Source organism: Parvibaculum sp., from assembly GCF_035325945.1.
Lineage (GTDB): Bacteria > Pseudomonadota > Alphaproteobacteria > Parvibaculales > Parvibaculaceae > Parvibaculum.
In genome coordinates this window covers 25,167-48,542 of sequence record NZ_DAOKYX010000018.1, presented here as the reverse complement: position 1 = coordinate 48,542, position 23,376 = coordinate 25,167, and the positions used below count along the sequence as shown (strand labels likewise).

18 protein-coding genes, 3 tRNA genes and 1 pseudogene are annotated in these 23,376 nt (G+C 64.2%); 3 read left to right on the top strand and 19 right to left on the bottom strand.

What is annotated here, in order from left to right:
• Positions 1-57: 57 nt before the first annotated feature.
• Both PKA57_RS10125 and PKA57_RS10120 read right to left on the bottom strand, forming a co-directional pair.
• Positions 58-134 (bottom strand) — tRNA-Asp (locus PKA57_RS10125).
• Positions 135-253: 119 nt separating this feature from the next.
• Positions 254-329 (bottom strand) — tRNA-Val (locus PKA57_RS10120).
• A gap of 185 nt (positions 330-514) precedes the next feature.
• On the opposite strand from PKA57_RS10120, the gene PKA57_RS10115 reads away from it, so the two are divergent.
• Positions 515-1,762: an MFS transporter gene (locus PKA57_RS10115; protein ID WP_324300142.1), complete on the top strand. Its 1,248-nt coding sequence runs from the start codon at positions 515-517 to the stop codon at positions 1,760-1,762.
• Between the two features lie 103 nt (positions 1,763-1,865).
• Here the strand turns inward: PKA57_RS10115 and PKA57_RS10110 are convergent, their stop codons facing one another.
• From PKA57_RS10110 to PKA57_RS10035, 16 genes and pseudogenes are all read right to left on the bottom strand, one after another.
• A complete protein-coding gene (locus PKA57_RS10110) occupies positions 1,866-2,141 on the bottom strand; it encodes an HU family DNA-binding protein (RefSeq protein WP_324300140.1) in 276 nt (91 codons plus the stop codon).
• 202 nt (positions 2,142-2,343) lie between these two features.
• Positions 2,344-4,782, bottom strand: a complete 2,439-nt coding sequence (gene lon, locus PKA57_RS10105; protein WP_324300138.1) for an endopeptidase La — start codon at positions 4,780-4,782, stop codon at positions 2,344-2,346.
• Positions 4,783-5,108: 326 nt separating this feature from the next.
• Positions 5,109-6,374, bottom strand: coding sequence for an ATP-dependent Clp protease ATP-binding subunit ClpX (clpX, locus tag PKA57_RS10100; protein WP_324300136.1), 1,266 nt, complete (start codon positions 6,372-6,374; stop codon positions 5,109-5,111).
• A gap of 319 nt (positions 6,375-6,693) precedes the next feature.
• Positions 6,694-7,317 (bottom strand): ATP-dependent Clp protease proteolytic subunit, encoded by a 624-nt coding sequence (locus PKA57_RS10095; protein WP_324300134.1) that lies wholly within the window; start codon positions 7,315-7,317, stop codon positions 6,694-6,696.
• 246 nt (positions 7,318-7,563) lie between these two features.
• Complete coding sequence (locus PKA57_RS10090; protein WP_324300132.1) at positions 7,564-8,868, bottom strand: type III PLP-dependent enzyme; 1,305 nt, start codon at positions 8,866-8,868, stop codon at positions 7,564-7,566.
• A 351-nt stretch (positions 8,869-9,219) separates the two neighbouring features.
• Entirely contained in the window at positions 9,220-10,731 is a 1,512-nt protein-coding gene (gene tig, locus PKA57_RS10085; protein WP_324300130.1) for a trigger factor, read from the bottom strand.
• Between the two features lie 69 nt (positions 10,732-10,800).
• Positions 10,801-10,885 (bottom strand) — tRNA-Leu (locus PKA57_RS10080).
• 204 nt (positions 10,886-11,089) lie between these two features.
• Positions 11,090-12,580, bottom strand: a complete 1,491-nt coding sequence (locus PKA57_RS10075) for an NAD(P)H-hydrate dehydratase (RefSeq protein WP_324300128.1) — start codon at positions 12,578-12,580, stop codon at positions 11,090-11,092.
• Between the two features lie 66 nt (positions 12,581-12,646).
• Positions 12,647-13,216, bottom strand: a complete 570-nt coding sequence (locus tag PKA57_RS10070) for a histidine phosphatase family protein (protein WP_324300126.1) — start codon at positions 13,214-13,216, stop codon at positions 12,647-12,649.
• Between the two features lie 145 nt (positions 13,217-13,361).
• Positions 13,362-14,108: an outer membrane protein gene (locus tag PKA57_RS10065; RefSeq protein WP_324300124.1), complete on the bottom strand. Its 747-nt coding sequence runs from the start codon at positions 14,106-14,108 to the stop codon at positions 13,362-13,364.
• Positions 14,109-14,257: 149 nt separating this feature from the next.
• A complete protein-coding gene (locus PKA57_RS10060; RefSeq protein WP_324300122.1) occupies positions 14,258-15,811 on the bottom strand; it encodes an acetyl-CoA acetyltransferase in 1,554 nt (517 codons plus the stop codon).
• A 117-nt stretch (positions 15,812-15,928) separates the two neighbouring features.
• Positions 15,929-16,951: an aspartate-semialdehyde dehydrogenase gene (locus PKA57_RS10055; RefSeq protein WP_324300120.1), complete on the bottom strand. Its 1,023-nt coding sequence runs from the start codon at positions 16,949-16,951 to the stop codon at positions 15,929-15,931.
• A gap of 242 nt (positions 16,952-17,193) precedes the next feature.
• Positions 17,194-18,054: a TonB family protein gene (locus PKA57_RS10050; RefSeq protein WP_324300118.1), complete on the bottom strand. Its 861-nt coding sequence runs from the start codon at positions 18,052-18,054 to the stop codon at positions 17,194-17,196.
• Positions 18,055-18,178: 124 nt separating this feature from the next.
• Positions 18,179-18,277: pseudogene (locus PKA57_RS10045) on the bottom strand (DUF4167 domain-containing protein); the annotation flags it as partial.
• 296 nt (positions 18,278-18,573) lie between these two features.
• On the bottom strand, positions 18,574-19,230 hold the full coding sequence (locus PKA57_RS10040) for a phospholipase (protein WP_324300116.1): 657 nt from the start codon (positions 19,228-19,230) through the stop codon (positions 18,574-18,576).
• A 75-nt stretch (positions 19,231-19,305) separates the two neighbouring features.
• Complete coding sequence (locus PKA57_RS10035; RefSeq protein ID WP_324300114.1) at positions 19,306-20,478, bottom strand: aminotransferase; 1,173 nt, start codon at positions 20,476-20,478, stop codon at positions 19,306-19,308.
• Between the two features lie 287 nt (positions 20,479-20,765).
• On the opposite strand from PKA57_RS10035, the gene PKA57_RS10030 reads away from it, so the two are divergent.
• Both PKA57_RS10030 and glnA read left to right on the top strand, forming a co-directional pair.
• Positions 20,766-21,104: a P-II family nitrogen regulator gene (locus PKA57_RS10030; RefSeq protein ID WP_324300112.1), complete on the top strand. Its 339-nt coding sequence runs from the start codon at positions 20,766-20,768 to the stop codon at positions 21,102-21,104.
• A 70-nt stretch (positions 21,105-21,174) separates the two neighbouring features.
• Positions 21,175-22,584 (top strand): type I glutamate--ammonia ligase, encoded by a 1,410-nt coding sequence (glnA, locus tag PKA57_RS10025; protein ID WP_324300110.1) that lies wholly within the window; start codon positions 21,175-21,177, stop codon positions 22,582-22,584.
• 53 nt (positions 22,585-22,637) lie between these two features.
• Here the strand turns inward: glnA and PKA57_RS10020 are convergent.
• A partial coding sequence (locus PKA57_RS10020; protein WP_324300107.1) for a hypothetical protein occupies positions 22,638-23,376 on the bottom strand: 739 nt, incomplete at its 5' end.

Genomic DNA, 23,376 nt, shown 5'->3' with positions numbered 1-23,376 from the left:
ACTCTCCCGCAACGCGGGAGTGCGCAAACGTCTGCGATCCGATTTCTGATGGGAAAGTGGCGGGAGTGACGGGGCTCGAACCCGCGACCTCCGGCGTGACAGGCCGGCGCTCTAACCAACTGAGCTACACCCCCAAACGCGAGCGGCTGAACCGCCCGGAAGGTGCGCGGTTCGTACGTCAAGGCCCCAGTTCTGTCAAGGAACCTTTCGCGGAAATTCCTCTATATTTTTCAGGACCATCGGACATTTCGTCTGGTGGGCGGTGAGAGACTCGAACTCCCGACATCCTCGGTGTAAACGAGGCGCTCTACCAACTGAGCTAACCGCCCGCCCGGACGCAAAACCGGCGCGCCACTCCTATCGGATGGGTCGGGCTATTTCAATCCCCGCGATCCCCTCCCGCCTGTCCTCCAGACGCCATTGCAATATGCCCGCAAAGGCCTGATCTTGGTCGCGTAGCCTCGGTCCAGCGCCGTCCCGGCCCGCCTTCGACCGCCCGCGCATCGGTGTCAATTTGAACCGGACCATCGCCCCTGTTTTCTCGCTCCTTCTCGCCACGTCCATCCTCCTCATCGGCAACGGGCTGCAAGGCACGCTGATCCCCATACGCGCCGATATCGAGCATTTCGCGACCACCACCGTCGGCATGATCGGCAGCGTCTATTTCGCGGGCTTCATGGCGGGCTGCGTTCTCTGTCCCGCCATCGTCAGGCGCGCGGGGCACATCCGAAGTTTCGCCGCCCTGGGCGCGCTCGCCTCCGCCGTGCCGCTCATGCATGCGATCGCCATCGACCCCACCGTCTGGGCGGTCTTGCGCGCGCTCAACGGCTTCTGCTTCGCCGGCCTCTACATGGTCATCGAGAGCTGGCTCAACGAACGCGCGACGAACGAGACGCGCGGGCGTCTCTTCTCGCTCTACCTCGCTGTCAATCTCGCCTCGCTCACCCTGGGGCAGCTCCTGCTCAACATGGCGTCCCCGGCGGCCTTCACGCTCTTCGCGGTGTGCTCGATCCTCACATCGCTCGCGCTGGTGCCGGTGTCGCTCACGACCTCGGTCCAGCCCGCCCCCATCGGTTCGAGCCGAATCAACATCGCCAATCTCTACAGGCTGTCGCCCGTCGGTCTTATGGGCAGTTTCGTCGTCGGGCTCACCAATGCGCCGTTCTGGACGCTCGGTCCCGTCTTCGCCAAGGCGAGCGGGCTCGACGTGAAGGGCATCTCCTTCTTCATGATCGCCGCCATCATCGGCGGCGCGCTGGCGCAAATCCCCATCGGACGGTTCTCGGACCGCTCCGACCGCAGGCGCGTCATCCTCATCCTCAGCATAGGTTCCGCGATAGGCGAGCTTGGCCTCATCGCGGCCTATGGAACGGGGAGCGAGGTTCTGCTGCTCGTGGCGGGCTTCTTCTTCGGCGCCTTCGCCCTCACGCTCTATTCGGTCTGCGTGGCGCATACGAACGACCATGCGAGCCGGGAGAGCTTCGTCAGCGTCTCGGGCGGGCTTCTGCTTGCCTATGCGGTCGGGGCCATTGTCGGCCCTTCCGCAGCCTCGCTCGGCACGGGGCATTGGGGCATGCCCTTCATCTTCGTCTTCAGCGCCGCCATTCACCTCCTCTTCGCGGTCTTCACGCTGTTCCGCATGGCGGTGAGAGAACCCATTCCGGCCGAGCAGCGCAGCAGCTTCGTCGCCCAGCCCTTCCCTCCCACCGAGCCTGCCCAGCCGGAGTTCGAGCCGCGCGCTGCGGGCGAGGAGACGCCCTGAGCGCTCTCGCGCGAAAAGGCGACCTCTCAAACGCAAAGAGGCCGGCGGCCCTTTCCAGGGCTCTGCCGGCCTCGAAACTCGCTTGCCCTCAGGCTGATGCCGATCAGGCGTTGACGGCGTCCTTCAGCCCCTTGCCTGCCTTGAACTTTGGCTGCTTGGAAGCGGGGATCTTGATCGCCTCGCCGGTACGCGGATTGCGGCCTTCCGTCGCCGCGCGGCTCGACACCGTGAATGTCCCGAAGCCCACGAGGCGGACTTCGTCACCCTTCTTGAGGGCGTCCGTGATGATGTCGAAGGTGTAGTCAACCGCCTTGGTCGCATCGGCCTTGGATAGACCGGTCCGGTCCGCCACTTCTGCAATGAGATCGTTCTTGTTCACGTCAGGCCCCTTTGGATGCGATTACGGGAATCTGTCCCGCCAACGGCCTGACTTTACCCGCCGCCGAAGAAGGGGGTCAAAGTAAAAACTGCGGAAATCCGCGATATTTTAGCACCCGGAACGCAAAACGGGGGTCCAGAGGACCCCCGTCCGTATTTTTGTCGCAGGCCGAGCCGATTCGCCGTCCGTGCCGTCGCCGCCCTCAGTGGGCGATTACCGGCTCGCTGGAATCGCGCTGCTTGTCAGCCGCCTGCTGGGCGGCATAGGCCGCCTCGTCCCACTCGATCGGCTCGGGCATGCGCGTCAGCGCGTTCCTGAGCACGTCATCGGCGGTGGACACTGGCACGATCTCGAGAGCGTTCTTCACATTGTCCGGGATGTCGGCCAGATCCTTGGCGTTGTCCTGCGGGATCAGCACCTTCTTGATGCCGCCCCGAAGCGCCGCCAGGAGCTTCTCCTTCAACCCGCCGATCGGAAGCACGCGGCCGCGCAGCGTGATCTCGCCCGTCATCGCCACGTCCTTGCGGACCGGGATGCCGGTCATGACGGAGACGATCGCCGTCGTCATGGCCACGCCCGCCGAGGGACCGTCCTTCGGGGTCGCGCCTTCCGGCACGTGGACGTGGATGTCCCTGCGGTCGAAGAGCGGCGGCTCGATGCCGAAGCGCGTCGCCCGCGAGCGGACATAGGAGTTGGCTGCCGAGATCGATTCCTTCATCACATCGCGAAGGTTGCCCGTCACCGTCATGCGGCCCTTGCCGGGCATCATCACGCCTTCGATGGTCAGCAATTCGCCGCCCACTTCCGTCCAGGCCAGACCCGTGACGACACCGACCTGATCCTCGCCCTCGGCCTCGCCATAGCGATACTTCGGGACGCCGGCATAGGTTTCGATGTTGTCCTTCGTCACTGCGATCGACTTGTGATCGGAGGTGAGGATTTCCTTCACCGCCTTGCGGGCGAGATTGTTGATCTCGCGCTCCAGGTTGCGAACGCCCGCCTCGCGCGTATAGACGCGGATGAGCTGACGCAGCGCCTCGTCGTCGATCGACCACTCGCCGCTCCTCAACCCGTGAGCCTCGAGCGCCTTGGCGATGAGGTGACGGCGCGCGATCTCGACCTTCTCATCCTCGGTGTAACCGGCGATGCGAATGATCTCCATGCGGTCCATCAGCGGGCCGGGAATGTTGAGCGTGTTGGCCGTCGTCACGAACATCACGTCGGAGAGATCGTAATCGACCTCCAGATAGTGGTCCGCGAAGGCGTTGTTCTGCTCCGGGTCGAGCACCTCGAGAAGCGCCGCCGAAGGATCGCCACGGAAATCCGCGCCCATCTTGTCGATCTCGTCGAGCAGGAAGAGCGGATTGGTGTGCTTCACCTTCTTCATCGACTGGATGACCTTGCCGGGCATCGAGCCGATATAGGTGCGCCTGTGGCCGCGGATTTCGGCCTCGTCGCGCACGCCGCCAAGCGACATGCGCACGAAGTCGCGTCCCGTCGCCTTGGCGATCGACTTGCCGAGCGAGGTCTTGCCGACGCCGGGCGGGCCGACGAGGCAGAGGATCGGCCCCTTCAGCTTGTTGGCGCGGCTCTGCACGGCCAGATACTCGACGATGCGCTCCTTGACCTTGTCGAGGCCGAAGTGATCGGCATCGAGGATCTTCTGCGCATTGTTGAGATCGCGCTTGATGCGGCTCTTCTTGTTCCACGGAACCGAGAGCAGCCAGTCGAGATAATTCCGCACGACGGTCGCTTCGGCCGACATGGGGCTCATCTGCTTCAGCTTCTTCAGCTCGGCCTGCGCCTTCTCGCGCGCTTCCTTGGAGAGCTTGGTCTTCTGGATGCGCTCCTCGAGTTCGCGCAAGTCATCCTTGCCGTCCTCGCCGTCGCCCAGCTCCTTCTGGATCGCCTTGAGCTGCTCGTTCAGATAGTACTCGCGCTGCGTCTTCTCCATCTGGCGCTTCACGCGCGAGCGGATGCGCTTTTCCACCTGCAGCACGCTGATCTCGCCTTCCATGAGCGAGTAGACGCGCTCCAGCCGTTCGGCGACCGACGGCAGTTCCAGAAGCTCCTGCTTCTCGGCGATCTTGAGATTGATGTGGCTCGCGATCGTATCGGCAAGCTTGGCCGGCTCGTCGATCTGGGTCACGGAGCCCAAAACCTCCGGCGGCACCTTCTTGTTGAGCTTCACATAGCCTTCGAACTGCGACACGACCGAACGCGCCAGCGCCTCTAGCTGTTCGTCGTCGGCTTCCACTTCCTCGATCGTCTCGACATTGGCCTCGAAGAACTGCTCGTTGTCGGTGTAGCTCTCGACGCGCGCGCGCTTCACGCCCTCGACCAGCACCTTCACCGTGCCGTCGGGTAACTTCAGCAACTGAAGCACCGAGCCGATGGTGCCGACCTGATAGATGCTGCCCACTTCGGGATTGTCGTCAGCGGCGTTCTTCTGCGCGACGAGCAATATCTGCTTGTCGTCCTGCATGACGTTTTCGAGCGCGCGCACCGATTTCTCGCGGCCCACGAAGAGCGGCACGATCATGTGGGGGAAGACGACGATATCGCGCAACGGCAGAACCGGCAGTACGAGCTTCTCGCCCTCGCCGCCCGCCTGAGATGTCCGTTCGTCCTTATCAGTCATTCTCTGATACCTGCTTTTACTAACCGCCCTTGGCGACGTTCGACCCTAGCATCCGAAACTGAACGAATGCTGATTGCGAGAGTGCCTGCCGAAGGATAGCCGGATTCGGAGTTCGGGGCGCGTCTCTCGAAAGCACCTGCTCCGGGAGCCGGTTTGCCGGCATGGCGCGACGGCGCCTGGGCGTGGCCGGAATTGACCATGGTTGAAAGGAAAATGGCCCTGACAGCTTCCGCTTTCAAGGCCACTCCATATCCGGGAAACAATCGCGCGGGCCGCGCGGAACGCCGGATCAGGCCCGTTCACACGAGCCTTTCCGGCCGGTCCGGTCAGGCGCTTGTCCCAACGTCACCCTTGCGTTCCGCGTAGATGTAGAGCGGACGCGCCTTGCCCTCTACCACTTCCGCGCTGATGACGACCTCTTCCACGCCTTCCAGCGTCGGCAGGTCGAACATCGTGTCGAGCAGGATCGCTTCCATGATGGAGCGCAGGCCGCGAGCGCCCGTCTTGCGCTCGATGGCCTTCTTGGCGATCGAGTGCAGCGCGTCGGAGGAGAATGTGAGCTTCACATTCTCCATCTCGAAGAGGCGCTCATACTGCTTCACGAGCGCGTTCTTGGGCTCCGTCAGAATCTGGATCAGCGCCGACTCGTCGAGATCCTCCAGCGTCGCCAGAACCGGCATGCGGCCGACGAATTCCGGGATCAGGCCGAACTTCAGCAGATCCTCCGGCTCAAGTTCCTTGAGGATATCGCCGGTCCTACGATCGTCCTCCGCGCGCACGGTGGCGCCGAAGCCGATGCCCGAGCCCTTGCCGCGCTGGGCGATGATCTTTTCGAGGCCCGCAAAGGCGCCGCCGCAGATGAAGAGTATGTTGGTCGTGTCGACCTGCAGGAACTCCTGCTGCGGGTGCTTGCGCCCGCCCTGCGGCGGAACGGAGGCGACCGTGCCTTCCATGATCTTCAGAAGGGCCTGCTGCACGCCCTCGCCCGATACATCACGCGTGATGGACGGGTTGTCGGACTTGCGGCTGATCTTGTCGACCTCGTCGATATAGACGATGCCGCGCTGCGCGCGCTCGACATTGTAGTCGGCCGCCTGAAGCAGCTTGAGGATGATGTTCTCGACATCCTCGCCGACATAGCCGGCCTCGGTCAGCGTCGTCGCATCGGCCATGGTGAAGGGCACATCGAGGATGCGGGCGAGCGTCTGCGCGAGCAGCGTCTTGCCGCAGCCGGTCGGGCCGATCAGCAGGATGTTCGACTTGGCCAGTTCGACGTCGTTGTTCTTCGCCGCGTGGTTCAGGCGCTTGTAGTGATTGTGCACCGCGACCGAAAGCACGCGCTTCGCATGCGCCTGGCCGATCACGTAATCGTCCAGCACGTTGCAGATTTCCTGCGGGGTCGGAACGCCGTCGCGCGACTTCACCAGCGAGGATTTGTTCTCCTCACGGATGATATCCATGCACAACTCGACGCACTCGTCGCAGATAAAGACGGTCGGCCCCGCGATAAGCTTCCGTACCTCGTGCTGGCTCTTGCCGCAGAAGGAACAGTAAAGCGTATTCTTGGAGTCGCCGCCGCTCACCTTGCTCATAGAAACTCCTTAGGCATCTGCCGGCGAAAGAAACCGGATCGCCTCAACCTTTGCACCGTTCTTGCCCGCCGCCAGTACCGATCGAAAAACCCTCATTTCTCAAACGCTTGAGGGACTCAGACGGATCCCCGATCCGTCACTTCTCCGACATACGAGCATGTTATTCGGCGAGGGATCAAGATTTCATTACAAATAAGCGAAACTCACCCGTCGCCGGGCCGGAATCCCGGTCTCCACGCTACGTAATCGCGCATGTTTCGCCGAAAAACCGGCCGGCCACTATCGGAAATCCGCAACGCAGATGCGGATTTGCCGCTCGTTATTTCGTGGCTTCCTCGGAGCGCGGAACGCCGACATGGTCGACGAGGCCGAATTCAAGCGCCCTTTCCGGGCTCATGAAATTGTCGCGCTCCAGCGCGTCCTGCACTTCCTTGAGGCTCCGGCCGGTGTGCTTCACATAAATCATGTTGAGCTTCTCGCGGATCGCGAGCGTCTCGCGGGCGTGAATCTCGATATCCGTCGCCTGACCCTGGAAGCCGCCGGAAGGCTGATGCACCATGATTCGGGAGTGCGGCAGCGCGAAGCGCATGCCCTTCTCGCCCGCCGTCAGAATCAGCGAGCCCATCGACGCGGCCTGACCGAGACAGACGGTCGCGACCGGCGGACGGATGTGCTGCATCGTGTCGTAGATGGCAAGACCCGAGGTCACGATACCGCCCGGCGAATTGATGTAGAGCGAGATTTCCTTCTTCGGATTCTCGGCTTCGAGGAAGAGAAGCTGCGCCGTCACCAGCGTCGCCATGCCGTCCTCGAAGGGACCGGCGATGAAGATGATCCGCTCCTTCAGGAGACGCGAGAAGATGTCATAGGCGCGCTCGCCCCGGTTGGTCTGCTCGACCACCATCGGCACGAGATTCATGTAAGTATCGAGCGGGTCTTTCATTCTCTCTCCTGAGCGTCAGCGCGTCGCGGGGCCGGGCGGGCATAGTCATCCTTCGGCCAATCACGCCCCTGAACGGCATAAAGCGATTCGGTAAATGGACGGTGCATCTTAGCTCAACGCTTATATAAGGCGAGAGGCCGGTGATTTAAGCCCCCGCCATTCCGGCACCGGCAAGCCGCCGGCGGGGCATACCCCCGCCGGTCGCAAGAGCCTGAATACGCCGGAGTTTCCGCTGCGTCCCGCCGCTCAGATGCAGACGCTCGCCAGCGGCGGAAAGCCGTTGAAGGAGACCGCCGAGTAGGTCGTCGTATAGGCGCCGGTGGCGAGGATCAGCACCTTGTCGCCCGCCTCCAGCGCCACGGGAAGGCGATAGTCGGCCTTCTCGTAGAGTATGTCGGCGCTGTCGCAGGTCGGGCCCGCCAGCACGACCGGCGAGGTTTCGCCGCCGTCGCGGGAGGTCTGCAGACGATAGCGGATAGCCTCGTCCATCGTCTCGGCAAGCCCGTGGAACTTGCCCACGTCGAGATAGACCCAGCGCCGGTTGTCGGCGCCGCCCTTCTCGGCGACCAGCACCACTTCGGACTGAATGACGCCCGCATCGCCCACGACGCCGCGCCCCGGCTCGACGATGATGTCCGGCAGCCGCTCGCCGAAGCGGCGCGACAGGGCCTCGCGGATGGCCGCGCCATAGGCTTCGATCGAGGGCACGTCGGTGCGATAGCGAGACGGAAAGCCGCCGCCCATGTTCACCATGCGGAGCGCAATGCCCTGCGCCGCCACCCTCTCGAAAAGCGCAACCGTTCCGGCGAGCGCCTTGTCGAATTGCGTCAGGTCCGTCTGCTGCGAACCCACATGGAACGAAACACCATAGGGATCGAGGCCGAGATCGCGCGCACGGACGAGCAGCTCCGCGGCCATCTCTGGCTCGCAGCCGAACTTGCGCGAGAGCGGCCATTCGGCGCCCTCGCACTCCATCAGCACGCGGCAATAGACGCGCGCACCCGGCGCGGAGCGGGCGAGCTTTTCAAGCTCGGCCTCCGAATCGAAGGCGAACAGGCGCACGCCCTTCGCGAAGGCAGCCGCGATGTCCCGCTCCTTCTTGATCGTGTTGCCGAAGGAGATGCGGTCGGGAGAGACGCGGTGGCGAAGGCAGAGGTCGATCTCGCCCATGCTCGCCGTGTCGAAGCAGGAACCGAGCCGCGCGAGCCGCGCCACGATCTCGTTCGCCGGATTGGCCTTCACGGCATAGAAGATCCGCGCCTCGGGCAAAGCGCGCGCAAGCTCGAGCCAGTTGTGCGCGACGAGATCGACATCGACCACGAGGCATGGCGAGGGCAGTTCGGCAGTTTCGAGGAAGCGGGCGATCTTGGGCGGCAGGCCGCCGCGCTCCGCCGGAAGCTCTGCTTCTCGGTGGACGAGCGCGAGCTTCGTCCGCTTGCGCGCGGCAGGCTTGGCCGACCCGCGGGGGGTGGTGCCTGCCGGCTGCGTCGTGATTTCGGATTTCGTGGAGAGGCGCGAACGGGCACGGCGGCCCGGCTCGGAAGCGAACATCGTCAACACCCTTTAAGACCCGGCGAAGCCGGCGTGATCAAAAAGGACGCTTCCGTCGTTGCATAAACCAACTAGGGGCCAGCGGCACGTGCGTGTGCGTCTTATGCGCGCACACATATGGCCTCGCCTGAGTCTGCGCAAGCTGTTTCTGGCCCCGGACGAATTTTTTTCCGGGCGAGCCACAAAGGAGGCCGCCCCAATTCCGTCACATTCGGCGCCGTCGCCGCCTCTCCCCTGCCCGCCCTCCGCCGCAACATGTTCCGTTTACGGAAAATTATTGCCAGACACTCCGCAAATGAAAAGGCCCGGAGGTGTTCTCCGGGCCTTTTGTGTGAGTGAGCGACAAGGCGCTCAATCTTCCTTTTTCTTCTTGGCTGGCGCCTTCTTGGCAGCCGGCTTCTTCGCGGGCTTCTTGGCGGCTGCTTCCTCGGCGCCATGATCGTGATCATGGTCGTGGTTGCAGTTCTCGTCGTGGACATGCCCGTGGTCATGATCGTGATCATGGTGGTGATGATGGTCATGCTCGTCGGCGTCCGGGTCGGCGAACAGCTCGTCCCGCGTGACCGTCTTCTCGCTGACCTTCGCCAGCTCGGCGATGAAGTCCACGACCTTCTCTTCAAAGATCGGCGCGCGCAGCTCGGAAATCGCCTGCGGGTTGCGCTGGTAGAATTCGAAGACCTGGCGCTCCTGACCGGGGAACTGGCGGGCGCGATCCATCAGCGCCTGATTGAGTTCCTGATCCGTCACCGAGATCTTGTTCTTCTCGCCGACTTCGGCAAGGACGAGGCCGAGCCGCACGCGGCGTTCGGCGATCTTGCGGTATTCGCCGCGAATCTGCTCCTCCGGCTCCTCGAGGTCGGCGGGCGTCTTGCCCTGATGCTGAAGCTCGTGCTCGAACTGCGACCAGATCTGGCTGAACTCCTGCTCGACCATCGTGGGCGGCAGCTCGAAGCTGTGCTCGGCGTCGAGCGCATCGAGAAGCGCGCGCTTCAGATGCATGCGCGACATGCGGGCGAAATCGGACTTGATCTGCTCGGCGAGCACTTCGCGCAGCTTGTCCAGCGCGTCGAAGCCGAAGCGCTTGGCGAATTCGTCGTCGATCGTCGCTTCGGCGGGCGCCTGCACTTCCTTGACCGTCACTTCAAAGACGGCATCCTTGCCGGCGAGATTTTCCGCGCCGTAATCGGCCGGGAAGGTCACCTTGACGTCGACCTTGTCGCCCGCCTTGGCGCCCTTGAGCTGGTCCTCGAAGCCGGGAATGAAGCGGCCCGAGCCGATCTCCAGCCTTGCGTCTTCAGCCGAGCCGCCCTCGAAGGCTTCGCCGTCGATCCGGCCGATGAAGTCGATGGTCAGGAGGTCGCCCTCCTCGGCCGCCGCGCCCTCGGCCCTGGGCTCGAAATTCTTCTGGTTCTCGGCCAGACGCTTCAGCGCCTCGTCCACATCGGCGTCGGTCGCCTCGGCGACCGGCTTCTCGACGGAAATCTTGGAGAAGTCCGCGATCTCGAAGCTCGGAATGATCTCGAAGGTCATCTTGTAGGTCAGGTCGGCCTTGCCGTTCATGACCTCCTCGATCTCGCCCTCGAGATTGATCTCGGGCTGAAGCGCCGGACGCAGCGTCTGCTCCTCGAGCGCCTTCTGGCTCGACTCGCCCACGGCCTCCTGAATGACTTCCGACATCACCTGCTTGCCGAAGGTCTTGCGCAAATGCGCCACCGGAACCTTGCCCGGGCGGAACCCCTTGAGGCGGATCGAGTTCTTCAGCTCATCGAGCTTCGCACCGACGCGCGTCTCCAGATCGCCGGCGGGAACCTGAACCTTGAGTTCGCGCTTCAAACCTTCAGCGCTCGTGACCGTAACCTGCATCTTGCAATCCGTTCTTTCAGCTAGGCCGTTTTTTCTTCCTGGCCATTGTCATTGCTGGGCTTTCCGGCCTGGTGCGGGCGGAGGGATTTGAACCCCCACGCCTTGCGGCACTGGAACCTAAATCCAGCGCGTCTACCAATTCCGCCACGCCCGCAAGGCCCGCCCGGGCAGCGACATTCGACCGCCATCCCGTGTCCAAATCGGCGCTCTCTATAGCAAGGGACCCGGGGGAACGCCAGCAAAAGAGAAGCGCCGCGCGGCGAAAGAAAGCGCCCCGAAGCGGCCCTTTCGGGCCCCTTTCGGGCGAAAATCGGGCAGTTCTACCCCTTCTGCCCTGAGTCCGGCCCAAGGTGCGGGATCAGCGAAGGGCGGGCACGAGGTCGCGGTACACGGCCGGCAGCATTTCGGGCAAATCCTCCGAGACGAGGCCGATGCCGAAATAGCTCGCAGCCTCGCCATGGAGCCAGGCCCCCATGGCCGCCGCCTCGAAGGCCGGAACGCCTTGCGCGAGGAGGCCCAGAATGATCCCGCCCAGCACGTCGCCCGAGCCCGCCGTGGCAAGCTCCGGCCCGCCATTCGTATTGACGATGGCGCGCCCGTCCGGCGCGGCGATCACCGTATCGGGCCCCTTGAGCAGGACGACGGCGCCCGACTCCGCCGCGGCGGCGCGGGCACGGGCGAGCTTGCCCCCTTCGAGGGCCGGGAAGATGCGGCGGAACTCGCCCTCATGCGGGGTGAGCACGGTCGGCCCGGCGAAATAGCCCTTGATGGCGACGAAGAGATCGCGCGGGATTTCGGCGAACGAGGTCAGCGCGTCGGCGTCTAGCACCATGGCGGCGCCGGAAAGAAGAGCCGCCAGCACATTCTCGCGCGTGGTCGGACCGACGCCGCAGCCTGGCCCGATGAGGCATGCGTTCTTGCGCTTGTCCTCGAGGATCTTCGTGAGCGAATCCGCCCCGGCAAAGGGCTTCACCATGACGGCGGTGAGCTGCGCGGCATTGATCGCCACGGCATTGGGCGGCGAAACCACGGTGACGAGCCCCGCGCCCGCGCGAAGCGCGCCGCGAGCCGCAAGCCGCGCCGCGCCCGTATTGGACGGGCCGCCGGAGACGACGATGGCATGGCCGCGCGAATATTTGTGATCCTCGACCCGCCGCTGCGGGAAATGCGCGCCCCAGAGCGCCGGCCCGTTCTCGAACGTCGCGGGCGCGACCTCCGGCAGCACCTCATCGTCAATGCCGATGCCGGCGACGACGAGTTCGCCGCAAAGCGTGCGTCCGGGATAGAGCACATGGCCGGGCTTCTTGCGGAAGAAGGTAACGGTAACCCGCGCCCTGAAGGCTTCGCCGCGCACCTGCCCCGTGTCGCCATCGAGCCCCGTCGGCACGTCGATGGCGACGACGGGGAGCCCGGCCCGGTTCACACGGCGGATGAGTTCGGCCGCCTGGCCGTTCACATCGCGCGAAAGCCCGGCGCCGAAAATGCCATCCACGATGACGGCAGCTCCCTCCGCCGCATCGGCCGTCAGCGGGTGCACGGGCCCGTTCCAGCGATGGGCAGCCTCGGCCGCGTCGCCTGTCAGCCGCTCGCGCTCGCCCAGAAGGAAGAGCGAAACGTCGCGCCCCCGCTCCTTGAGCAGGCTCGCCGCGATGAAGGCATCGCCGCCATTATTGCCGGGCCCGCAGAGAACGGCGACGCGCCCTCCCCCGAAACGCTCGGAGACGGCATCAGCGACCGCGCGGCCTGCGTTTTCCATAAGGAGGATTCCAGCACGCCCGCGCTCGATCGTCAGCCGATCGGCACGCGACATTTCATCGACAGTGAGCAGGGCATGTCTCGTATCGAACATGCGCGCCACTATACCGGCATGAGGCGAGTCGCCAAGGCGGCAAATCGGGGTCGCGCCCCGGCGCCCTCAGTTCACCTTGGTGTCGGCCTCGCGTCCCTTCTCGATAAGGGAAAGCACGGACCCCTTCGCCTCGAGCACAGTTACGGAACAATTATCCGGCCGGAAGGAGACCACGCGCTCATCGCCAAGGGCCGCGCCCGCCGCCACATTGATCGCGATGAAATGGCTGAAGACGACCGTGTCCTCCTCGAGCGCCGTCAGCGCCTCGACCACGCCCCTGCGCCACGCCATGAAATCGACGCCGCCCTGCGGCTCGGCGCCGGCGTCCCAGCTTCCGGCCATGAAAGCGCGAAGCCATTCGCCGCGCTCCTTCAGATCATGCGTCGGGGAAGGAATTTCCCCCACACGCGCCTCGACGCGCGGGCTCGCGCCCCAGAGTTCGGCGAGCGGCACGCTCGTCTCCCGGCAGCGGCGCAGCGGCGACGTGACGAGCGGCAGCTTCCGCCCTGCCCGCGCCTCGATCTCGCGCGCGACCGCTTCCGACTGCGCGCGGCCGAGATCGTCAAGGCCGGGGTCCATGTCCGCGTCCCAGCTCGCCGCCGCGCGGCCATGTCGGATCATATAGATGAGGGGCATCTGCTCGTTCCCATGCGAATTGCGATGGCGGAACATAGGCGCCCCATGGCCGATCCAGCAAGCATCGACAGCGGAAGCGGCGCGCGGATGAGAAAAGGCCCGGACGGAGAACCGCCCGGACCTTTCCGTTTACCGGCAAAGCCGATCAGAATTTGTAGTTGACGCCGAGGCGAAGCGTGCTCGATGTCAGATCCGCCGAATGGCTGAACGGCGCGGCGCTCGGCCCTGCCGCCGTGAGCGTGCCGCTCGACGAGACGCTGCCAAAATCCGTGTAAAGATATTCGAGCTTGGCCGACCAGTTGTCCATCAGCGCATACTCGACGCCCGCCCCCAGCGTCCACCCATATTTGGTCTTGGAGCCGGAACCATATTCGGTCGCGCCGAGGCCGAATGTGTCGCTGAACGAATTTGTATTCTTCAGATTGGTGACGGCAAGACCGCCCGTCACATAGCCAAGAAGATTGTCCATGGCGATGCCGACGCGCGGCCGCAATGTCAGCAGCCAGTCCGCCTTGACCGATTGCCCGAGCGTGAACGTGTCGGGCGCAAATGCCGGATAGACAGCCGTGATGGTGCGCGACTTGCTGAGGTCATAGGCATTGAAATCGACCTCGCCGCCCAGAACGAGATTCCCGTTCTGCCAATTCATGCCCGCCTGCACGCCGCCGACGAAACCGTCGGGATGGACCTTGCCATGGCCGGCCGCATTGACCGCCGCCACGCTCGATGGCGCGAAATAGGTGCCTGCCGACGCCGTTGTGGAAACGTCTGAATCGCCCCAGCCATAGCCCGCATTCGCACCGATGTAATAACCGGTCCAGTTGTAGACTTCCGCGTTCGCGCCGCTCACCAAAGCCAGAGACGCAATCAAGACCGCAAACAGAATGCGCATGATTTTCCCCTCACCTCAGTTGACTGAGCGCGGGGATTTTATCGCCCGGTCATATGCGTCGCCACGGTAAATAATCAGTCGTGGCGACGCATATGGATAGCGGCCGGGCTTTCGCGGAACGGCGCTGGAGCGAAACGGGGCGTTTCAGTCTATTCGGGCGTGAAGATGTTCACGCTGCCGTCGGACGCCGCCTTCACCGTGCCGCCGCGCCCGAGCTGCTCGCGCTCCATCATATCCATGAGCGTGACCGGATCCTTCGGCGTGTGCGCAACGAAGCGCGCGCCCGTATCGTCGAGGCGGCCGAACACGATCGAGAAGTCGGGGCCGTCGCGCCCGTTGACGACCGTATAGGTTTCGATCTTCGCCTTGCCGTTCGGCGTCTCGTCCACCTGCGGATGCGGCTCGTTGTCGATCTCGGCTTGGTAGCTTGCCGGGTTCTCGCGCTTCCACGGTCCCTTCACCGGCTCGGTCGAATAGAGGCCCAGCCCGTGCTTCGTCACATACCAGCCGTTCGAAGTGCAGAGCCCCTTCGAGCCCGGCTTCGCGCGCAGCTTCTCCATCATCGTCGCGATGGAGTGCATGACGTAATTGTTGCCCGCGCCGCCGAAGTAAGGCAGGCCGCCCGTGACGGTCAGCGGGCGCGGATCGTCCTCGGCGATGCCGAGTTCGTTGCGGCCGATCTGCACGGCCGAGGGGAAGCAGGAATAGAGATCGAAGAAGTCGATGTCGCCGATCGACCAGCCCGCCATGTCGAGAGCCTTGCGGCCGATGGTACGGATCGCGGGCGAGGAATGGAAATTCACGCGCTCGCTCAGATACCAGATGTCGTTGGCATCGCCGCAGCCATGGAGATAGACCCACTTAGACTCCGGCACGCCGAGTTCACGCGCCTTCTTCACCGACATCATCACCACCGCCGCCGCCTGATCGACCTGCATGATGGCGTTCATATACTTCGTGTACGGAAAGCCGACATAGCGGTTATCATCGCCGGGGGTCGCGATCTCTTCCGCCGTCCGCGAAACGGGAAACCACGCCTGCGGGTGCTTGGCGGCGATCTCGGTGAAAGGCGCCATGAGGCGGCCGATCTCGAGCTGGTGCTCGCGCACGCTGAGCTTCTTCTGGCCGCGGATCGCGTTCTCGAACATCGGGTAGATGTTAACCGGATACTGGACCTTGTGACGCTTCTCCACCTCGCTCACGCCGAGACGCTCATTGCCGATGTCGATGCGCGTGCCGCCCGGCTCGTCGTGCCAGGGCAGCGTCTGTCCGCGGCCGAGCGCGCGCATGAGCGTCGCGAAGCATTCGGCGCCCGCCACAAGCGCGACATCCGTTTCGCCTTCGGCGATCAGTTCGGCCGTGTGGTTGACGAGATATTGCGGTGTGTTGCCGCCGGTCGGGCCGTAGCAGTTCTTCGATGCGTTGGCGCCGAGCATGTTGCCGAGCGTCTTCGGCGCATTCGGATAGCGGCCGAAGGTCAGGCGGCCGGAGTCGGGGCTGTCGGTGATGAAGCGAACGACGGTGATGTTGTCGACGGCCTTCCAGAGCGCGTCGCCGAGCCCCGTATCCGCCGCCGCGAGCCGCGCCGCATCGGCCATCAGATGCATGGGCGACTTCGCCTTCTCGACGTCCTTTTCCTTCTGCACAAGCTGGCCGCAGCCGACAAGGATCGGTGTACGGTCTTCGGGCTGGACGTTCGACATCGCGTTCATTCTCCTCCGGCCGTGTGCACGGCGCTTCACTGATTGCAATGGCCGGGGAGAATAATGCCTCGCCTCCCTATGTCCAGCGGGAGACGAGGCATCACGGTTTCCGCTGCGTCAGGCGACGAGGCGCTCGGCGATCTGCACGGCATTGAGCGCGGCGCCCTTGAGAAGCTGGTCGCCCGCGCTGAAGAGCGTCACCGAGCGGCCGCTCGGATCGCTGAGATCCTGGCGGATGCGGCCGACGAGAATGTCGTCCTGGCCGGATGCGTCCTTCGGCATCGGGAAGTAATTGTTCTCCCAATCGTCGACGAGCTTGACGCCGGGCGCCGTCTTCAGAAGCTCGCGCACTTCCTGCGCCGCGATGGGACGCTCGCACTCGAATGTGAGCGCGACGGAATGAGCGCGAAGCACCGGCACGCGCACGCAGGTCGCGGAGACGCAGATGTCCGGGTCGCCGAAAATCTTCTTCGTCTCGCTGATGACCTTCGTCTCCTCGTCGTTGTAGCCGGTCACGGGATCGATCTTCGTGTTGTGGCTGAAGAGGTTGAAGGCGTAGGGATGCGGCAGCACCGTGTTCTGATAGTCGCGGCCCTGCAGATAGGCTTCCGTCGAGGCGCGCAGTTCCTCCATCGCCGCAGCGCCCGCGCCGGATGCCGCCTGATAGGTGGCGATGATGAGGCGCTTGATCCGGTTGCGCTGATGCACGGGCCAGAGCGGCGTGATGGAAATCGTCGCCGCGCAATTCGGATTGGCGATGATGCCCTTGTGGCGCGCGATCTCGCCGCCATTGATCTCCGGCACGACGAGCGGCGTGTCATCATTCATGCGGAAGGCCGAGGAATTGTCGACCACGACGCCGCCTTCGCGCACCACGACGGGCGCGAACTGGCGGGAGACGGAACCAGACGCCGAGAAGAGCGCGATGCCGACGCCCTTGAAGCTCTCTTCCGTGAGCGCCTCGACGGCGACTTCCTCGCCGCGGAATTTCATCTTGCGGCCGGCCGAGCGGGGCGATGCAAGCAGGCGCAAGCCTGATAGCGGAAAATTCCGCTCCTCGAGGCAGCGGATCATTTCGACGCCGACGGCGCCCGTCGCGCCGACCACCGCGACGAGAGGTGAAGAGAGGTTCGAGGCCATTTTTCGTCTCCGTTATGCCGGATGAACGGAGGGGCCAGACCGCAAAAGCAAAAGCCCCGTCCGGTTCCGGCGGGGCTTGTCCAAGGGTCGCTCTGCTCTTTCGTTCAGATATGCGCCTTCGACGCCCGCCGAGCGGCGGTCGTGGTGACGGTCTGTTTTTTGAGCATCAGCGACGCATTCTGCATGATGGCCGGACCATAGAGCAGCGCCGCGCACCTGTCAAAAGGCCCGCCGGGCAAGGCTCACTCGCCCGCCTTCGGCTGGATACGAAGGGCAAATTCGACGCCGATGACCTCGCCCGGTATGTCGAATGGGGGCGGCTCGAAGGGGCTCGCATTCTGGATCGCCACCGCACCGGCGCGGTCGAGCGCCACGGAGCCTGACGATCTGGTCAGCCGCAACCGGCGCAGCATGCCCGAGCGGTCGATGAGCACCTGATATTTGGCCTCGCCGATCGCGCCGCGCGCGACCTCCGCCGGATAGACAAGCGCGGCCAGAATCCGGTCGCGCATGCGGTTGAGATAGGGATCGCCGCCGCCCTGCCCCAGAGTGTCGCTGAACGCATCGTTCGGCGCTGCCCGGCTCGGCTGCGACGAGGTTGTCCTGTCTTGCGACCGTGTGATGCCATAACCGGGCTCAAGCTGACGGGCCCAATCGGGCATGGCCGTCTTGGGCGGTTCAGGCTTCTTGACCCTTGCCTCCGGCTTTGGCGGCTCGTTCTTGACCGGCTTTTCCGTCGTCTTCGGCGCCTTGCCGGGCGCAATGTCCTTCGATCCGCCGGATTCGCGAATTCGCTCCTGCTCTTGCGGCTTTTCTTCCGGCTTTGGCTGCGGTTGTGGCTGAGGTTTGGGCGGCTCCTGCGGCTGCGGCGGCTGGACGAGTTCAACCGGTATCGAGGGAGGCTCGGCCGGCTGTTTCAGCGGGCGGGCGGGCAGACGAAGGAAGAGCGCCGAGAGCAGAAGGGCGTTCAGCAGGAGCGCGAGCAGCAGGGTGACAGGAATGTTCCAGCGCTCGTTCCCGGCTGGCGGCGGAGGCGCGAGCGGGTCTGACGGATCGAGTTGGACGGTGCCGGAAGCCGGCTCATGCGTCAGGGTCAGGGTCACAACACAGGTTCCCGGGCGGCGGAACGTCCGCGCCACCTGGGGCGGACGTTACCTGCGGCGGAGACAAACGGCCAGACCCGGAAAATCCGGCGCCTGCCGCTCAGTCCTGTCCGCCCGCCTCGTGGATCAGGCGCAGATAATGCTCGGCGTGCTGGTAGTAATTCTCACGGGCCACCGGGTCGGCGACACGGCCCGCCTCTTCGGCGAGCGCGCGGTAGCGCTCGAAATTCTGGCGCCACTGGGCAGGGTTCACCGCCTGCGCGCGCCCCGGCGAGCGGCGCCGCGACGAGCCGGAGGTCCTCCGGTCAGTTCTTGATGTCATGTGTCATTCGAGGCCGTCCAAAGGGGCGGCGTCCTTGCTTTGCGAAACGATTGCGTATCGGCAAAAGGGGGAAGTGGCGCGAGGCATCACGGCGTACATCCGGCCTGTAATGCCACAGGTCCGGCGCCGGGATGACCCGCGCAGCGAACCTTCGCGCTTGGAACATAAATGGGGTGAAGCGCGGCCATTACAAGCCCTCACCCGCCATGCCGCTCGCGATAGGCGAAGGCCGAGAGAAGGAAGCGCCCGCCGAGAATGAGCGCGTCGGCGTTGACGGCATGGCCGAGCCCGGGAAGCGCCTGCCCCGCCGCGACGATGCCCACCTCGCTCAACGCCTTCACGGCGACATGCATGCCATAGACCGGGGCCAGTTCGTCGAGTTCGCCATTGATGAGCATGACGGGCGGGCGCGAAGTTATCTCCGCCGCCAGCCGCTCGCGCCCGACAAGGCCGCCCGCATAGCCCAGAATGGCCGCAGGCGCCGACTTGCGGCGCAGCCCTGCATGAAGCGCCATCACCGTTCCCTGGCTGAAGCCCACGAGAGCAAGGCGCGAGGCATCGAGGCCGAGCCGTTGAAGCTCGCCGTCGATGAATTCATCGACGCCCGCTTGCGCGGCGACCGCATCGTCATAAAGGCGCGGGTCGGTTCCCGGTCGCTTGCCGATCCATTGATAGCCGCCATCCGCCGTTGCGGTCGGCGCATCCGGCGCGACGAAGGCGACGGCGGGCATGGAGGCCTGCCAGAAATCGGCGAAGGACATGAGGTCCGCGCCATTCGAGCCATAGCCGTGCAGAAACACGATGAGCCATCTGGCGTCGGCGCTGTCGGGGTCGCGGCGAAGGGCATTGAGCATGAGGACGCTTTCTCTTTGGCCGCCAGCATACACCCTCATGCCGCGAACCGAAGTCGCATGGCGGAATTTTCCGGTTCAGGCCCGGCGCTGCGCGTAGGTTCCGAGCCGCGCGCTCGCCTCCTGAATGACCGCATCCTGCTTGCAGAAGCAGAAGCGCGCGAGATGGCGCGGCGCGGCGGCGGGGTCCGCATAGAAGGCGGAGATCGGAATGGCCGCGACCTTGGCCTTGACCGTGATGTCGCGGCAGAACTCCTCATCCGTGCCGTTGAAGCCGAGCGGCCTGAAATCGGCGCTGATGAAATAGGTGCCATCCGCGGGCAGCACATCGAAGCCCGCTTCCTTCAGCCCCCGCGCCATGAGATCGCGCTTTGCTTCCAGCGAGCCCGCAAGGCCCGCGAAGTAATCGTCATCCTTGCCGAGCCCGTAGGCGACGGCCGTTTGCAGCGCCGGCGGCGTGGTGAAGGTCACGAACTGATGCACCTTCATGATCGGCGTCATCAGATGCTCCGGGCCCGTGACATAACCGATCTTCCAGCCGGTGAGCGAGAAGGTCTTGCCCGCCGAACCGATCCGCACGCAGCGCTCGCGCATGCCGGGCAGCGTCATCAGCGGCACATGGCGATGGCCGGAAAAGACGAGGTGCTCATAGACCTCGTCGCAAACGGCATAGGCGTCATGCTCGATCAGAAGCGCAGCGATGGCGTCGAGTTCAGCGCGGGTGAAGACCTTGCCCGTCGGGTTCATCGGTGTGTTGAGCAGGATGAGCTTCGTCCGGGGCGAGAAGGCCGCCGCGAGCCTCTCCAGCGGCAGCGTCCAGAGCGGCGGCTCGAGCGCGACGCTCACCACCTTGGCTCCCGCCGCCTCGATGATCGGCTTGTAACTGTCATAGGCGGGTTCGAGGATGATCGCCTCATCGCCCGGATTAAGGAGGCCGAGCAGGCAATCGTTCAGCGCCTCGGTCGCGCCGGACGTGACGAGCACCTCCTTCTGCCAATCGACGTCGAGGCCATAGAAGCGCTTGTTGGCGGCGGCTACCGCCTGACGAAGCGCGGGCACGCCAGGCATGGGCGGATACTGGTTCGGCCCGTCGATGATCGCCCTCGCGGCCACGGCGCGAACATCGTCCGGGCCTTCATCGTCCGGGAAGCCCTGCCCGAGATTGAGCGCGCCATGCTCGGATGCGAGCGCCGACATGACCGTGAAAATCGTCGTGCCCAGATTCCCGAAAACACCGTTCACCGGCCGCATCGCGCCTTCCCCTTCCTTTATTCCCGCTTGCCCGGCCATGCCGGCGGGCGCGAGAATGTCAAACCGTCGGCGCGCCTGCAAATCGCCGCCCGGTTTGCCGCGTGCCCGCTTTTTATCCAAACTGACCGTTTATTGTGCAGCGCTTTCGGCCGCCACCGGGCAAGCTTTCGACGCTTATTCGCAACTATTTGATTCCAAACAATATTCTAGTTCTCGTCGTGTGGCACGACACATGCTATCAGGCTGTTGACGGCGGATGCTCCGACCCAAGCCATAGGATGTCAGACATGAAGAAGATCGAGGCGATCATCAAGCCATTCAAACTCGACGAAGTGAAGGAGGCCCTTCAGGAAGTCGGGCTGCAGGGCATCACGGTCACCGAGGCGAAGGGCTTCGGGCGCCAGAAGGGTCACACCGAACTCTACCGGGGCGCGGAATATGTCGTCGATTTTCTTCCGAAGGTGAAAATCGAGGTCGTCCTCGACGACTCGATGGTGGCAAAGGCGGTCGAGGCCATCCAGCAAGCCGCGCGCACGGGCCGCATCGGCGACGGCAAGATTTTCATTTCCACGATCGAGGAGGCGATCCGCATCCGCACCGGCGAAACCGGGACGGACGCGATCTGACGCGACGAGCCGCCTGCGAACCATCCGAACCCAACACCGCTACACACCCATCCAGAACGGGGAAGATTAAATGGCTGACTACGCCTCCATTCAGCAGCTCATCAAGGAAAAGGACGTCAAATATATCGACCTGCGCTTCACCGACCCGCGCGGCAAGCTGCAGCATGTGACGTTCGATATCGGCTTCTGCGACGAGGAGTTCTTCGCGCAGGGCACCATGTTCGACGGCTCGTCCATCGCCGGATGGAAGGCGATCAACGAATCCGACATGGTGCTGCTGCCCGATCTCGCGACGGCGGTCATGGACCCCTTCTACGCCCAGAACACGCTCGCCATTCTCTGCGACATCGTCGAACCGGCGACCGGCGAACTCTATTCGCGCGATCCGCGCTCGACGGCGAAGCGCGCTGAATCGTTCCTCAAGTCGACAGGCATCGGCGATACCATCGTCTTCGGCCCGGAAGCCGAATTCTTCATCTTCGACGACGTTCGCTTCTCCACCTCGCCCTACAAGACGGGCTTCGAGGTCGACTCCATCGAACTGCCGACGAACTCCGACACGCGCTACGAGGTCGGCAATCTCGCCCACCGTCCGCGCATGAAGGGCGGCTACTTCCCGGCTAACCCGATCGACAGCGCGCAGGACCTGCGCAGCGAGATGCTGACCGTCATGCAGGAGATGGGCGTCGTCATCGAGAAGCACCACCACGAGGTGGCTTCCGCCCAGCACGAACTCGGCACGAAATTCCAGACGCTGACGACGGCGGCCGATCACATGCAGATCTACAAGTATGTGATCCACAACGTCGCCCAGGCCTATGGCAAGACCGCGACCTTCATGCCGAAGCCGGTCTTCGGCGACAACGGTTCGGGCATGCATTGCCACCAGTCGATCTGGAAGAACGGCAAGCCGCTCTTCGCCGGCAACAAATATGCCGACCTCAGCCAGGAATGCCTCTGGTATATCGGCGGCATCCTGAAGCACGCCAAGGCGCTCAACGCCTTCACCAACCCGCTCACGAACAGCTACAAGCGCCTCGTGCCGGGCTACGAAGCACCGGTGTTGCTCGCCTATTCGGCCCGCAACCGCTCGGCCTCCTGCCGCATCCCGCACGGCACCTCGCCCAAGTCGAAGCGCATCGAAATCCGCTTCCCCGATCCGGGCGCGAACCCCTACCTCGCCTTCGCGGCGATGCTGATGGCCGGCCTCGACGGCATCGAGAACAAGATCGATCCGGGCCAGCCGATGGACAAGGACCTCTATCACCTGCCGCCGGCCGAGCTGAAGCAGATCCCGACGGTCTGCGGCTCGCTCCGCGAGGCGCTGACTTCGCTCGAGGCCGACCACGCCTTCCTCACCAAGGGCGGCGTCTTCTCGGTCGAGCAGATCGAAGCCTATGCCGAACTCAAGTGGGAAGAGTGCCTGCGCTACGAGATGACGCCGCACCCCGTCGAGTTCGACATGTATTACAGCGTCTGATCTCTATACGGATCGAATGGAAAGGCCGGAGTGTCCGCTCCGGCCTTTTCTTTTCAGACGGCGGGAACGAGATTGAAGCGGACGCCGCAGATCATCACGGCCCCGCCTTTGACCAGGACGCCATGACGGTGCGCCGCCTCGATGACGAGGGCGGGATCGCTCACCGCTATGTCGATGCCGACGACGCCGGTTCCATCCTCATCGACGGGCGGCATGAAATCGACGTAGCCGCGCGCGAGATCGAGCCGCGGCCCGGACGGACCTTCCGCAACCGAGACGCCGAGCAACCGGCCCCAGCGCGCCGCCATCGCAGCCGGGCTTGCGGATTGAACGGCGACGCCGAGAAGCGCCGTCGAAAGCTCATTGCGCGCATTGCGCCAGTCATGGCCCGCAGGCGGCCAGTCGCTGTCGCGGGCGAACCAGTCGGCAACGCCCGCAACGGAATCGACGGAGGTCAGTACGCCGCCGAAATCGCCCGGATGAAAATGCGTGAATGTATAGCGGCCATCGCGCTCGGCGATCACTCTGGCGCCGAGCCCCCTTATCCGCTCGCGCTCGCCAAGCGCATCTGCGGCCTGGAAGATCACCATATAGCCCGCATCGCCGCCGCGCCTGCGGAGATAGCGAAGCGCCGAGGCATCGTCCTTCACAGGCTGCACGACTTCCAGAAATTCGCCGCCCACCGGCATGACAGCGTTGACGAGCCCGAAAATGCCGACACCCGGATCGTTATAGGCGACCTTGAGGCCGAGCACCTTATCGAGCCGATCGACGACGGGTTCCAGATCATGC

Bases quoted from the DNA above. Each gene is read 5' to 3' on its own strand.
- PKA57_RS10055 (WP_324300120.1), bottom strand. From the start codon at position 16,951: ATGGCCTCGAACCTCTCTTCACCTCTCGTCGCGGTGGTCGGCGCGACG.
- PKA57_RS10035 (WP_324300114.1), bottom strand. From the start codon at position 20,478: ATGCGGCCGGTGAACGGTGTTTTCGGGAATCTGGGCACGACGATTTTC.
- PKA57_RS10065 (WP_324300124.1), bottom strand. From the start codon at position 14,108: ATGCGCATTCTGTTTGCGGTCTTGATTGCGTCTCTGGCTTTGGTGAGC.
- PKA57_RS10030 (WP_324300112.1), top strand. From the start codon at position 20,766: ATGAAGAAGATCGAGGCGATCATCAAGCCATTCAAACTCGACGAAGTG.
- PKA57_RS10095 (WP_324300134.1), bottom strand. From the start codon at position 7,317: ATGAAAGACCCGCTCGATACTTACATGAATCTCGTGCCGATGGTGGTC.
- lon (WP_324300138.1), bottom strand. From the start codon at position 4,782: ATGACTGATAAGGACGAACGGACATCTCAGGCGGGCGGCGAGGGCGAG.
- PKA57_RS10060 (WP_324300122.1), bottom strand. From the start codon at position 15,811: ATGTCGAACGTCCAGCCCGAAGACCGTACACCGATCCTTGTCGGCTGC.
- tig (WP_324300130.1), bottom strand. From the start codon at position 10,731: ATGCAGGTTACGGTCACGAGCGCTGAAGGTTTGAAGCGCGAACTCAAG.
- PKA57_RS10070 (WP_324300126.1), bottom strand. From the start codon at position 13,216: ATGCCCCTCATCTATATGATCCGACATGGCCGCGCGGCGGCGAGCTGG.
- PKA57_RS10040 (WP_324300116.1), bottom strand. From the start codon at position 19,230: ATGCTCAATGCCCTTCGCCGCGACCCCGACAGCGCCGACGCCAGATGG.
- PKA57_RS10090 (WP_324300132.1), bottom strand. From the start codon at position 8,868: ATGTTCGCTTCCGAGCCGGGCCGCCGTGCCCGTTCGCGCCTCTCCACG.
- PKA57_RS10075 (WP_324300128.1), bottom strand. From the start codon at position 12,580: ATGTTCGATACGAGACATGCCCTGCTCACTGTCGATGAAATGTCGCGT.
- clpX (WP_324300136.1), bottom strand. From the start codon at position 6,374: ATGAGCAAGGTGAGCGGCGGCGACTCCAAGAATACGCTTTACTGTTCC.
- glnA (WP_324300110.1), top strand. From the start codon at position 21,175: ATGGCTGACTACGCCTCCATTCAGCAGCTCATCAAGGAAAAGGACGTC.